The sequence below is a fragment of the Streptomyces sp. MK37H genome, from assembly GCF_018035285.1.
Classification (GTDB): Bacteria; Actinomycetota; Actinomycetes; order Streptomycetales; family Streptomycetaceae; genus Streptomyces; species Streptomyces endocoffeicus.
Genome location: NZ_JAAAYH010000066.1, coordinates 1 through 13,258, shown reverse-complemented (window position 1 = coordinate 13,258; position 13,258 = coordinate 1). Strand labels below are relative to the sequence as shown.

Below are 13,258 nucleotides of genomic sequence, written 5' to 3'. Positions count from 1 at the left end.
CTGGCGTGTCGTCAGCCCGCGTTGTCGGACTTGGTGGCCAGCGACAGCCGGCACTTCTTCGCGGTGTGGGAGCTGTCCGCCTTGAGCCCGGTGACCTTGATGGTCTTCTCGGAGCCGCCCGCCACGGGCGCGTCGGACTCCACCCCGGTGGTCACGACCTCCTCGGAGCTGTCCACGAAGCCGACCAGCAGCGAGTAGTAGGCCGTGCCGGAGCCGGAGTTGCTGATCTTCACATTGGCGTAGGGCTTGCCGTTCGAACCCCATCCGCAGGTGCCCATCTTGGCGTCCGGGGTGACCAGTCCTGAGCCGCCGGTGGGGGAGTCCGACGGCTCGTCATACGGGTCGTCGTAGGGGTCGTCGGTGGGCTCCTCGGTCGGCGCCTGGGTGGGCTCCACCGGCAGCTGGGCCATGCCCTTGCCGATCGCCGCGCCACCCTTGCTGTCCCCGGCGGACGAGCCCCCTCTGCCGGAGCCGCACCCCGCGGTGGCCGCGAGTGTCGCGGTCACGACAATGCTGGTGGCGAGGGTGAGCTGCTTCCGGGACACGGGAACCGCCTTTCGGGGAGCGCGCACGGCGGCGTGCCGCGCGGCAAGTCTCCCCTTACGGTATGTCGGGCAGGTCTCAACTCGGGAAAGACTGGTACCCGATGACCTCTCGATCTTGCCCATATGAGGCCCAGTGGACTATACCTGTCGCCCCAGGGGGAAGGCCGCACCGCGGCCCATATCGGAGGGCCTCGGCGGGTCATCCGCTCTCCCCGGCGTACACCCAGCAATACTCCGCTTGACGCTTCAACTGACCCGCGGTGTCGGGCCCCTCGCCGGAGGCGAGTATGTACGGGAGACCGTTACACCGCCTGAGTCCTGACGAAGGCGAGGACTTGAGCATGGGATCCACCTCAGATGTCGGCCGTCGCGATCTGATCAAGCGCTCGGCGGCGCTCGGATTGATCACCGTGCCCGCGATGAGCGCGCTGTCCGCCTGTGCCAGTGGCGGTGACGACGACTCCAAGAAGGTCGACAAGGGCAAGAAGAGCGCCAAGAACCCGCTCGCGGTCAATGAGAGCGCCGCGCTCGACGTCGTCATCTTCGACGGCGGCTTCGGCCAGCAGTACGCCAAGGACGCCGAGGCGGAGTACGCCGCGGCCTTCCCGAAGACCAAGGGCAAGGTCAAGCACGCCGCCACCCAGAAGATCCAGACCGTGCTCCAGCCGCGCTTCAACGGCGGCACCCCGCCGGACCTGGTCGACAACTCCGGCGCCGAGCAGATGGACTTCGGGACCCTGGTCGCGAAGAACCAGCTGACCGACCTCACCCCGCTGCTGGACGCGCCCTCCCTCGACGACCCGAACAAGACGGTGCGCGAGACCCTGCGCCCCGGTGTCGTGGAGATGGGCCAGTTCGACGGCAAGCCGGTGTGGATCCTCTACTACGCCTACACCGTCTACGGCGTCTGGTACTCCAAGACCAACCTCGCCAAGCTCGACGTGGAGTACCCCGAGACCTGGGACGACATGCTCAAGGTCTGCGAGAAGGCCAAGAAGAAGGGCATCGCGGGCTGGACCTACCCCGGCAAGTTCCCCTACTACCTGCCGTTCAGCCTCTACCCCTTCATCGCCAAGATCGGCGGCCGGGACGTCCTGGACTCGATCGACAACCTGGAGCCGAACGCCTGGAAGCACCCGGCCGTCAAGGCCGCTTTCGAGGCGTACTACGAGCTCTACAAGAAGGGCTACATCCTCAGGGGTACCCCCGGCCTCACCCACATCGAGTCCCAGACCGCGTGGAACCAGGGCAAGGCGCTGTTCATCCCGAACGGCTCCTGGGTGGAGAACGAGGCGAAGAAGACCACCCCGAAGGACTTCCAGATGGCGGTGGCCGCGCCCTCCAGCCTGGACAAGAGCGACAAGCTGCCGTTCGGCACCCTGTGGGCGTCCGGCGGTGAGCCCTTCATCGTCCCGAAGTCGGCGAAGAACCCCGAGGGCGGCATGGAGCTGCTGCGGATCATGCTCGGCGAGAAGTCCACCAAGAACTTCGTCAAGCAGGTCTCCTCGCTCTCCTCCCTCAACGGCGGCACCGAAGGGCTCACTCTGCCGCCGGGCCTGGCGTCGGCGCAGGAGGCGCTGACCAAGGCGGGCAAGAACGTGGTCAACCCGCGGCTCCAGGACTGGTACGTGACGCTGCAGAAGCAGCAGATCGGCGTCGGCGCGCTCGGCGAGATGATGGCCGGCCGGATGACCCCCGCCGAGACGATCAAGAAGTGCCAGAAGTTCGCCGATGACACGGCCAAGGACGACGCCGTCAAGAAGTACAAGCACGTCTGATGCGGGTCCACGCGTCGCCGGCGGCATTATCCGTAGGGGAAGACCGAGGTCGGTAGAAATGCAGCATGGGAAGTACCGGTTCATCGCGGGGTTCCTGGCCCTGCCGGTGATCCTTTACGCGGTCTTCGTGATCTCGCCGTTCGTCCAGGCCATCTACTACTCCTTCACGGACTGGACCGGCCTGAGCTCCGACTTCAAGATGGTCGGGTTCAAGAACTACAACTGGCTGCTGCATGACGACCTCTTCTGGAAAGCGGTCGGGCACAATGTCGTGCTGCTGCTGGTGGTGCCGCTGGTGACGCTCGGCCTCGGACTCTTCTTCGCCTTCATGCTCAATGTGGGCGGTCGGCGCCGTAAGAACGCGGCGATCTCCGGGGTGCGCGGGTCGAGCCTCTACAAGGTGATCTATTTCTTCCCGCAGGTGCTGTCGATCGCGATCGTCGCCCTGCTGTTCCAGTTCACCTACAACCCGCGCAACGGCGCGATCAACTCCTTCCTCGACGGAGTCGGCCTGGATTCGCTCCAGCAGCAGTGGCTGGCCGATCCGAAGCTGGCGCTGTGGTGCCTGATGGCGGTGATGGTCTGGAGCAACGTCGGCTTCTACGTCGTCCTCTTCTCCGCCGGGATGAGCTCCATCCCGAGGGACTTCTACGAGGCGGCGCTGCTCGACGGGGCCAACCGGGTCAAGACCTTCTTCAAGATCACCCTGCCGTTGCTGTGGGACACGGTCCAGACCGGCTGGATCTATATGGGCATCATCGCGCTCGACGCGTTCGCCGTGGTGCAGATCATGACCGTGGGGCCGGGCGGCCCCGCCGACTCCACCCAGGTCATGGGCTACTACGTCTACACCAAGACCTTCCACGACGGGCAGGCCGGACGGGCCACCACGATCGGCGTGGCGATGCTCATCGTCACCCTGATCTTCGCGGTCATCGTGACCAGGCTCGGCCGGCGCGAACGGCTGGAGTACTGATGCCGATCACATCGACCGCACCCGGCCACCACCGCCCGACCGCCGATCTGGGGGTACGACAGTGACCTCGCACGCAGAGCCCTCGGAGCTCCCGGGCGTCACCAAGGAGGACGAGGCACCGGCCACCGGGCCCGTCCGCAAGCAGCCGCCGCCGGGCTTCACCCCCGAGGGCCGGATCGGCAGCGAGGGCAAGGTCCTCAACGTCTTCTCGCACGGCATCCTGGTGGTCTGGGGACTCCTGGTCACGCTGCCGCTGCTGTGGGCGGTGATGAGCTCCCTCAAAACCGACAAGCAGATTTTCACCTCGCCCTGGGGGCTGCCCTCCGCCCTGCACTTCGACAACTGGACCAGGGCCTGGAGCAAGTCGAACATCGGCGACTTCTTCCTCAATACGATCCTGGTGGTGGGCTGCTCCCTGATCGGGACGATGCTGCTCGGCTCGATGGCGGCGTACATCCTGGCCCGCTTCGAATTCCCGGGAAAGCGGTTCATCTATTTCATGTTCGTCGGCGGGATGAGTTTTCCGATCATCCTGGCGCTGGTGCCGCTGTTCTTCGTGATGAAGAACATGAGCCTGCTCAACACCTTTCATGGGCTCATTCTGGTCTATATCGCCTATTCGCTGCCGTTCACGGTCTTCTTCCTCACCTCGTTCTTCAAGACGCTGCCGTCCTCGGTCGCGGAGGCGGCCCTGATCGACGGGGCGTCCCATACCCGGACGTTCTTCCAGGTCATGCTGCCGATGGCGAAGCCCGGGCTGATCAGCGTGGGGATCTTCAACTTCCTCGGGCAGTGGAATCAGTACATGCTGCCCACGGTGCTCAACACCGATGAGGACAAGCGGGTGCTCACCCAGGGTCTTGTGCAGCTCGCGGCCAGCCAGCAGTACAAGGGCGACTGGTCAGCGCTTTTCGCCGGTCTGGTGCTGGCGATGCTTCCCGTACTCGGTGTCTATATCCTCTTCCAGCGGCAGGTCCAGGCGGGTCTGACCGCGGGCGCGCTCAAATAGGGGCACATCACAGAGGGCTTTTCACGGCCCCGTCCTTTCCGTCCCGCGGAAAGGGCGGGGCCGTGTCGCTGTGGGCGGCGGAGGGTCCGCGAGCCGTTCCACGGCGGTCGGGGACTTGACGTGGGACAACCGTGGCGGCTCAGCTTAGAGTTCACATGTTGGAGACACAGCCGGGCCTCACTGCTGCGGTCCGGTCGGCGGAGCGGCCGTCGTGCCGCCCGCGAAGGCGGGAGTGGATGGGCGTGGAGACTCCGGGATCGCAGTCGTCGCTGCACCGGGCCAATCTCGAGCGGGTGGTCCGTGCGGTGCGCATGGCGGGCTCGCTGACCCAGGCGGAGATCGCCCGGTCCACCGGGCTGTCCGCCGCCACCGTCTCCAACATCGTGCGCGAGCTCAAGGACGGCGGAACGGTCGAGGTCACGCCCACCTCGGCGGGCGGCCGCCGGGCGCGCAGCGTCTCGCTCAGCGGTGACGCGGGCATTGTCGTAGGGGTGGATTTCGGCCATACGCATCTGCGCGTCGCCATCGGCAACCTCGCCCACCAGGTGCTGGCCGAGGAGGCCGAGCCGCTGGATGTGGACGCCTCCTCCTCCCAGGGCCTGGACCGGGCCGAGCAGCTGGTCAGCAGGCTGATCACGGCCAGTGGACTGAGCCAGGACAAGGTGGTCGGCGTCGGTCTCGGCGTGCCCGCCCCGATCGACGTGGAGACCGGCACGCTCGGCTCGACCGCGATCCTGCCGGGCTGGGCGGGCACCAATCCGCGCGACGACCTGGCCCAGCGGCTCGGGGTGCCGGTGCACGTGGACAACGACGCCAACCTCGGCGCGCTCGGCGAACTGGTCTGGGGCTCCGGCCGCGGGGTCGGCGACCTCGCGTACATCAAGGTCGCCGACGGTGTCGGCGCGGGGCTGGTGATCAGCGGGAAGATCTACCGCGGCCCCGGTGGTACGGCGGGCGAGATCGGCCACATCACCCTGGACGAGTCGGGCCCGGTGTGCCGCTGCGGCAATCGCGGCTGTCTGGAGACCTTCACCGCGGCCCGCTATGTGCTGCCGCTGCTGCATTCCAGCCATGGGGCGGACCTCACCGTGGAGCGCATGGTGCAGCTCGCCCGCGAGGGCGACCCGGGCTGCCGGCGGGTGATCGGGGATGTCGGCCGGCACATCGGCAGCGGGGTGGCCAACCTCTGCAATCTGATCAACCCGAGCCGGATGGTGCTGGGCGGCCAGCTCGCCGAGGCGGGGGAGCTGGTGCTGGGCCCGATCCGGGAGTCGGTCGCGCGGTACGCGATCCCGAGCGCGGCCCATCAGCTGTCGGTGATGCCGGGGGCGCTCGGCGGCCGGGCCGAGGTGCTGGGCGCGCTCGCGCTGGTGCTCAGCGAGATGGGCGATTCGACGCTGCTGGACGGCGCGCTCTCGGCGGGGGCTCCGGCCCTCACCTGACCGCCGGGCGGTGCTGTTGGGCCATGGGCAAGCCTTGAGAGGCTTTGTCCGGTCACGCTCCGTCTATCCGGCCTGTCCGGCTGCGTTCACTCAGATAACGAATGGCACCGTTGCCATCTCGTTAAGGATTTACTTCTTGACGCCATGCGGGCGGCCGAGTTGACTTCCAGCCACCTCGGCCGCAATGACGCGGCCTCGTCAGGGAGGTCACCCCTAAATGAACGCAACGATGCGTCGCGTCGCTCTTGCCGCTTCTGTCCTGTCGATGACGGTAGCCCTCGCCGCCTGTGGCTCGGCGAAGGAAGCCGACAACGGCAAGAAGGACGACAAGAAGAAGACCGGTCCGCTCACGATCGGGCTGCTGCTGCCCGAGGATCAGACGGCCAGATACGAGAACTTCGACCGGCCCTTCGTCACCAAGAAGATCAAGGCACTCTGCGCCGACTGCAAGGTCCTGTACGTCAACGCCAAGTCGGACCCCTCGGTCCAGCAGCAGCAGGTCGACTCGATGATCACCAAGAAGGTCGACGCGATCATCCTCGACTCGGTGGACTCCAAGTCCATCGCCAGCTCGGTCAAGAAGGCCGACGAGGCCGATATCCCGGTCGTGGCCTACGACCGGCTCGCCGAGGGCCCGGTCTCCGCGTACACCTCGTTCGACAACGAGACGGTCGGCAAGGTCCAGGGCAAGGCCCTGCTCGAGGCGCTGGGCGACAAGGCCAAGAGCGGCAAGATCGTCATGCTCAACGGCTGGGAGGCCGACCCCAACGCCGCCATGTTCAAGAAGGGCGCGATGTCCGTCCTCAAGGGCAAGGTGAACATCGGCAGGTCCTACGACGTCGACCGCTGGCTCGCGGACAAGGCCAACGAGGCCATGACGGGCGCCATCTCCTCGCTCGGCAAGGACAACATCATCGGCGTCTACTCGGCCAACGACAGCATGGCCGGCGGCGCGATCACCGCGCTCAAGAGCGGCGGCTTCAACCCGCTGCCCCCGGTCACCGGGCAGGACGCCGAACTCGAGGGTGTGCGCCGGGTCGTCACCGGTGAGCAGTACATGAGCGTCTACAAGTCCTACCTGGACGAGGCCACCGCCGCCGCGGAGATGGCCATCGCGCTCGGTCGCGGCGAGAAGGTCAACGAGTCCAACACGGTCGACAGCCCGACCACCAAGGACATCCCGGCGACGCTGATCACCCCGGTCTCGCTGACCAAGAAGAACATCAAGGACACCGTCATCAAGGACGGGATCTACAAGATCGACCAGATCTGCGCCGGCAAGGTCAAGGCGGCGTGCGCAGAGGCCGGTCTGAAGTAACGGCCGGTCTCCGGCACATAGCGGAGCAGGGCCGTCCGTATCCGCGGACGGCCCGCATCCCTGACTCACCCCCCAATCGAGGGGAGAGCCCGCTCTCCCCTCCGTCACACAGCAGGGACCACCCTGCCCGGAACGGAGATGGCCATCGTGCCGAACGGACCCGTGTTGGCGTTGCGCGGGATCTCCAAGCGGTTCGGCGCCGTCCAGGCGCTCACCGACATCCATCTGGAGGTCCACGCCGGTGAAGTCGTCGCCCTGGTGGGCGACAACGGCGCCGGCAAGTCGACCCTCGTCAAGAGCATTGCCGGAGTCGGCCCCGCCGACGAAGGCGTCGTCGAGTGGCAGGGCAAGCCCGTCCAGGTCAGCCGGCCGCACGACGCCCAGGAGCTGGGCATCGCGACCGTCTACCAGGACCTCGCCCTCTGCGACAACATCGACGTCGTCGGCAATCTCTTCCTCGGCCGCGAGATCCTGCGCGCCGGGGTGCTCGACGAGGTCGAAATGGAGCGGCGCTCCCGTGAGTTGCTCCAGACCCTGTCGATCCGCATCCCCAGTGTGCGGATCCCGATCGCCTCGCTCTCGGGTGGCCAGCGGCAGACCGTCGCCATCGCCCGTTCGATGCTCGGCGAGCCCAAGCTGGTGATCCTGGACGAGCCGACCGCCGCCCTTGGCGTCGAGCAGACCGCGCAGGTCCTGGACCTGGTCGAGCGGCTGCGCGACCGCGGCCTCGCCGTCATTCTCATCAGCCACAACATGGCCGACGTCAAGGCCGTCGCGGACCGGGTCGCGGTGCTGCGGCTGGGCCGCAACAACGGCATCTTCGATGTGAGGACCACCTCTCAGGAAGAGATCATTTCCGCCATCACCGGCGCCACGGACAACGCCGTGACCCGCCGCAAGGCGCGTAGCGGGGAGGTCGCGAAGTGACCACGAACGTCGACAAGACCAACGGCGGCCCGTCGAACGGCGCCAACAAGGCGAGCGGCCCGGCCGACGCCAACCCCGTCGCCAAGGACGCGGTCACCGTCGTCGACCCCCGGCTGCTGGTCCGTCAGGAGGGCTTCAAGGGCTATCTGACGGAGTTCGGCCGCAAGATGCGCAGCGGCGATCTGGGCGCGGTCCCGGTCATCGTCGGCATCGCCATCATCTGGGCGGTCTTCCAGGCGAAGGACAGTGCCTTCCTCTCGCCCAAGAACCTCTCCGACCTCTCCATCCTGCTCGGCGGCACCGGCATGATCTCGGTCGGGATCGTCTTCGTGCTGCTGCTCGGGGAGATCGACCTGTCCGTCGGCTCGCTCAGCGGTCTGGCCGCGGCGACCCTGGCGGTGCTCAACGTCAACCACGGGGTGCCCGAAGGGATCGCGGTGCTTGCGGCGCTCGCCAGCGGCGCGGCCCTCGGCGCGGTGCACGGCTTCTTCTTCGCCAAGATCGGCGTACCGGCCTTCGTGGTGACCCTGGCCGGTCTGCTGGCCTGGAACGGTCTGATGCTCCAGGTGCTCGGCACCACCGGCACCATCAGCATCGCGGACGACAGCTTCGTGCGCGATCTCACCGCGCACTACTTCAGCCAGCTCATCGCCGCGTACGGGGCGGCCACGGTCGCGACGGCGGGCTTCTTCCTCGCCCAGTTCCTGGACAGCAGGCGCCGTAAGGCGGTCGGCATACCGTCGCGGCCGCTGAGCGAGATCCTGGTCCGCACGGCCGTGCTCGCGGTGATCGTCTTCGCCGCGGCCTGGCGGCTCAACGCGTACAAAGGTCTGCCCCTCGCCCTGGTGATCTTCGTGGCGGTCCTGGTGATCTTGGACTTCGTGGTCCGCCGCACCTCCTACGGGCGCAAGGTGATCGCCCTGGGCGGCAGCGTCGAGGCCGCCCGCCGCGCGGGCATCAACGTCGTCGCCATCCGGATCTCGGTCTACTCGCTGGCCGGGCTGATGGCCGCGTGCGGCGGCATCATGATCGCCTCCCGGATCGGCTCCGCCAGCCAGCAGGCCGGCACCGGCAACCTGCTGATGGAGGCCATCGCGGCCGCGGTCATCGGCGGCACCAGCCTCTTCGGTGGCCGGGGCTCGGTCTGGTCGGCGCTGCTCGGCATGCTGGTCATCGGCTCGATCTCGTCCGGGATGAACCTGCTGGGCGTCGCGAACTCCGTCCAGTACATGATCACCGGTGGGGTGCTGCTGGCCGCCGTCGTCATCGACTCGGTGTCGCGGAGGACTCAACGGTCCGCGGGTCGCGGCTGACCCGGACGCCTCATCCGCTCACCCGGCTGCCCGGTGCCTTCATGGAAGGCACCGGGCAGCTGTCTGAAAAGAACACGCGTGACGGAGATCGCATGGGGGGAGGTCTGCGGCGGAGGGCGGAACATTAGACTCGGGCGGACGGCAAGCTCCATGGAGACGCTCGAAGCAAGGAGGCACGGGTGCTGCTGACCCGCATCACGGGACCGCGCGATCTGGACCGGCTCACTCCGGAGGAGCTGGACCAGCTGGCCGCGGAGATCCGCTCCTTCCTCGTCGACGCCGTCTCCAAGACCGGTGGCCATCTCGGCCCCAATCTCGGCGTGGTGGAGCTGACCATCGCCCTGCACCGGGTCTTCGACTCGCCCCGGGACAAGGTGCTGCTGGACACCGGCCACCAGTCCTACGTGCACAAGCTGCTCACCGGCCGCCAGGACTTCTCCAAGCTCAAGAGCAAGGGTGGTTTGTCCGGTTATCCCTCGCGCGCCGAGTCCGAGCACGACGTCATCGAGAACAGCCACGCCTCGACCGTCCTCGGCTGGGCCGAGGGCCTCGCCAAGGCCAATGAGCTGCTCGGCAAGCAGGACCATGTGGTCGCCGTGATCGGCGACGGGGCGCTCACCGGCGGTATGGCCTGGGAAGCGCTCAACAACATCGCCGCCGCCAAGAACCGCCCACTGGTCATCGTCGTCAACGACAACGAGCGCTCCTACGGCCCGACCATCGGCGGCCTGGCCAACCACCTCGCCACCCTGCGCACCACCGACGGCTACGAGCGCTTCCTGGCCCGCGGCAAGGACCTGCTGGAGCGCACCCCGGTCGTCGGCAGGCCGCTGTACGAGACGCTGCACGGGGCCAAGAAGGGGCTGAAGGACTTCATCACCCCGCAGGGCATGTTCGAGGACCTGGGGCTGAAGTACGTCGGCCCGATCGACGGCCATGACATCGAGGCGCTGGAGTCGGCGCTGCAGCGGGCGAAGCGTTTCGGCGGCCCGGTCATCGTGCACTGCCTCACCGAGAAGGGCCGCGGCTACCAGCCCGCCCTCCAGGACGAGGCGGACCGCTTCCACGCCGTCGGCAAGATCCACCCGGACACCGGGCTGCCGATCTCGGCCTCCGGCGCCGACTGGACCTCGGTCTTCGGCGAGGAGATGGTCAAGCTCGGCGAGGAGCGCGAGGACATCGTCGCGATCACGGCGGCCATGCTGCACCCGGTGGGGCTCACCGAGTTCGCCAAGCGCTTCCCGGACCGGGTCTACGACGTGGGCATCGCCGAGCAGCACGCGGCCGTCTCGGCGGCGGGCCTGGCCACCGGCGGTGTCCACCCGGTCTTCGCGGTCTACGCCACCTTCCTCAACCGCGCCTTCGACCAGGTCCTGATGGATGTGGCGCTGCACAAGTGCGGGGTCACCTTCGTCCTGGACCGCGCCGGTATCACCGGCACCGACGGGGCCTCGCACAACGGCATGTGGGACATGTCGCTTCTCCAGGTCGTCCCCGGGCTGCGGATCGCCGCCCCGCGCGACGCCGACCAGGTCCGCGCCCAGCTGCGCGAGGCCGTGGCGGTGGAGGACGCGCCGACCGTGGTGCGGTACTCCAAGGGCGCGGTGGGCCCGGCGGTCGCGGCCGTCGGCAGGATCGGCGGCATGGATGTGCTGCGGGAGCCCGCGGGGGCCGACCGTGAGCGGCCCGATGTGCTGCTGGTCTCGGTGGGCGCGCTGGCCCCGATGTGTCTGGAGGTCGCCGACCTTCTCGACAAACAGGGCATTTCCACAACGGTGGTGGACCCCCGCTGGGTCAAGCCGGTCGACGAGGAGCTGCCCGCCCTCGCCGAGCGCCACCGCGTCGTCGTCACCGTCGAGGACAACAGCCGGGTCGGCGGTGTGGGCTCCGCCGTCGCCCAGGCGCTGCGCGACTCGGGCGTCGACATGCCGGTGCGCGACTTCGGCATCCCGTCGCGCTTCCTCGACCATGCCTCCCGTAAGGAGGTCATGGCCGAGATCGGGCTGACCGCACCGGACATCGCCCGGCAGGTCACCGGACTGGTCTCCAGGATCGGCGGCCGCTACGGACACGAGTCCGCGGACGCGGGCTCCCAGGGCGCCGATATGACCCGGCCGACGACGGCCGAGCCGGTGCGCGACTGAGCCACCGCCCCTTTCCGCCTGGGCCGGCCGGAGCGCTTCCTGCTCCGACCGGCCCAGCGTGTGTCGTACCGCCCGCCCCCATCGGGTGAATCGGGGACGGCCCTGAGCGTGCATACCTCGCCGCCGATCGGTAACCAGAAGCATGAACCGCACGGCAGGCGTGGAGGTGGCACCGGTGAACGTATCGGAACCAGGCGGAGGCACCGGAGGCAGAGTCCGGCCGCGCTACCTGCGGACGAAGACCATCGAGCAGTCCATCCAGGACACCGAGGAGCCCGAGCACGCCCTCACCCGGTCCCTGTCCGTCCTGGACCTCACGGTCTTCGGCGTCGGCGTCATCATCGGCACCGGCATCTTCGTGCTCACCGGCTCGGTCGCCAAGGAGCAGGCGGGGCCCGCCACCGCGCTGTCCTTCGTGGCCGCCGGTATCGCCTGCGCCCTGGCCGCGCTGTGCTACGCCGAGTTCGCCTCGACGGTTCCGGTCGCGGGGTCCGCGTACACCTTCTCGTACGCCTCGCTCGGCGAGCTGCCCGCCTGGATCATCGGCTGGGACCTGGTGCTGGAGTTCGCCCTGGCCTGTGCCGTGGTCTCGGTGGGCTGGTCGGGGTACATCCGCTCGCTGCTGGACAACGCCGGATGGCATCTGCCCGACGCCCTGTCCGGGCCCGAGGCCGCGCACGGCTTCTCCTTCGACCTGCTGGCCTTCCTGCTCGTCCTGGTGATCACCGCGATCCTCGTCTTCGGCATGAAGCTGTCCGCGCGGGTCACCTCCGCGGTGGTCGCGATCAAGGTGGCCGTGGTGCTGCTCGTCATCATCGCGGGCGCCTTCTTCATCCACCCGGAGAACTACCACCCGTTCATCCCGGAGGCCCAGGGCTCGGTCTCCGGCTCGGGGCTGAAGGCGCCGCTGATCCAGCTGATGTTCGGTTACGAACCGACGACCTTCGGCGTCCAGGGCATCTTCACCGGCGCCGCCGTGGTCTTCTTCGCCTTCATCGGCTTCGACATCGTGGCGACCGCGGCGGAGGAGACCCGGAATCCACAGCGGGACATGCCCCGCGGCATCCTGGGCTCGCTGCTCATCTGCACGGTGCTGTACGTCGCGGTGTCCATCGTCGTCACCGGCATGCAGAAGTACACCAAGCTGTCGGTGGACGCCCCGCTCGCCGACGCCTTCAAGGCGACCGGCCATCCGTTCTACGCGGGCCTCATCAGCTTCGGCGCGGCCGTCGGGCTCACCACCGTGTCCATGATCCTGCTGCTCGGCCAGAGCCGGGTGTTCTTCGCGATGAGCCGCGACGGGCTGCTGCCGAGGGTCTTCTCCCGGGTGCATCCGCGCTTCGGCACGCCGTACCGCTCGACGATCGTGCTGGGCGTGGTCATCGCCGTGGTCGCCGGGTTCACCTCCATCTCCGAGCTGGCGGCCCTGGTGAACATCGGCACGCTCTTCGCCTTCGTCGTGGTCGCGCTCGGTGTCATCATCCTCCGCCGCACCCGGCCCGATCTGCCCCGCGCCTTCCGCACACCCTGGGTGCCGGTGCTGCCGATCCTGTCAGTGGCCGCGTCGCTGTGGCTGATGCTCAATCTGCCCGCCGAGACCTGGGTGCGGTTCGGGGTGTGGATGGTCATCGGCCTCCTCGTCTACGTCTTCTACGGGCGCCGCCACAGCCGGGTGACGGAGGCGGGGACGCGTACGGGGTAGGGGCCCGCGGATCTTTCCCCTCCCCGCCCCTTCCCGCTACCAGGGGCTCCGCCCCTGGACCCCGGGGGGCGAGGAGCCGACCGTCGCCGCGGTCGGCTCACCGG

Annotated in this window: 10 protein-coding genes; 9 read left to right on the top strand and 1 reads right to left on the bottom strand. The window is 68.0% G+C overall.

What is annotated here, in order from left to right; translation table 11 throughout:
* Positions 1–11 precede the first annotated feature (11 nt).
* On the bottom strand, positions 12–545 hold the full coding sequence (locus GWI24_RS12685) for a hypothetical protein (protein WP_210946051.1): 534 nt from the start codon (positions 543–545) through the stop codon (positions 12–14).
* A gap of 341 nt (positions 546–886) precedes the next feature.
* Here GWI24_RS12685 and ngcE point away from each other — a divergent pair, with 341 nt between their 5' ends.
* The 9 genes from ngcE (at position 887) to GWI24_RS12640 (ending at position 13,154) form a co-directional block, all read left to right on the top strand.
* The gene (gene ngcE, locus GWI24_RS12680) at positions 887–2,323 is read left to right on the top strand and encodes an N-acetylglucosamine/diacetylchitobiose ABC transporter substrate-binding protein (RefSeq protein WP_210946050.1); all 1,437 of its coding nucleotides are present in this window, start codon (positions 887–889) and stop codon (positions 2,321–2,323) included.
* A gap of 58 nt (positions 2,324–2,381) precedes the next feature.
* Positions 2,382–3,299, top strand: a complete 918-nt coding sequence (locus tag GWI24_RS12675; RefSeq protein WP_210946049.1) for a carbohydrate ABC transporter permease — start codon at positions 2,382–2,384, stop codon at positions 3,297–3,299.
* A gap of 61 nt (positions 3,300–3,360) precedes the next feature.
* Positions 3,361–4,308 (top strand): carbohydrate ABC transporter permease, encoded by a 948-nt coding sequence (locus GWI24_RS12670; RefSeq protein ID WP_210946048.1) that lies wholly within the window; start codon positions 3,361–3,363, stop codon positions 4,306–4,308.
* A 242-nt stretch (positions 4,309–4,550) separates the two neighbouring features.
* Positions 4,551–5,750, top strand: a complete 1,200-nt coding sequence (locus GWI24_RS12665; protein ID WP_037959071.1) for an ROK family transcriptional regulator — start codon at positions 4,551–4,553, stop codon at positions 5,748–5,750.
* Between the two features lie 217 nt (positions 5,751–5,967).
* Complete coding sequence (locus GWI24_RS12660) at positions 5,968–7,068, top strand: substrate-binding domain-containing protein (RefSeq protein ID WP_210946047.1); 1,101 nt, start codon at positions 5,968–5,970, stop codon at positions 7,066–7,068.
* 138 nt (positions 7,069–7,206) lie between these two features.
* Entirely contained in the window at positions 7,207–7,995 is a 789-nt protein-coding gene (locus tag GWI24_RS12655) for an ATP-binding cassette domain-containing protein (protein ID WP_210946046.1), read from the top strand.
* On the top strand, positions 7,992–9,308 hold the full coding sequence (locus tag GWI24_RS12650) for a sugar ABC transporter permease (protein ID WP_210946045.1): 1,317 nt from the start codon (positions 7,992–7,994) through the stop codon (positions 9,306–9,308). Before GWI24_RS12655 ends, GWI24_RS12650 begins: the two co-directional genes overlap by 4 nt.
* A 179-nt stretch (positions 9,309–9,487) precedes the next feature.
* A complete protein-coding gene (dxs, locus tag GWI24_RS12645) occupies positions 9,488–11,452 on the top strand; it encodes a 1-deoxy-D-xylulose-5-phosphate synthase (RefSeq protein WP_210946044.1) in 1,965 nt (654 codons plus the stop codon).
* 229 nt (positions 11,453–11,681) lie between these two features.
* The gene (locus tag GWI24_RS12640; protein WP_247616271.1) at positions 11,682–13,154 is read left to right on the top strand and encodes an amino acid permease; all 1,473 of its coding nucleotides are present in this window, start codon (positions 11,682–11,684) and stop codon (positions 13,152–13,154) included.
* Positions 13,155–13,258 lie beyond the last annotated feature (104 nt).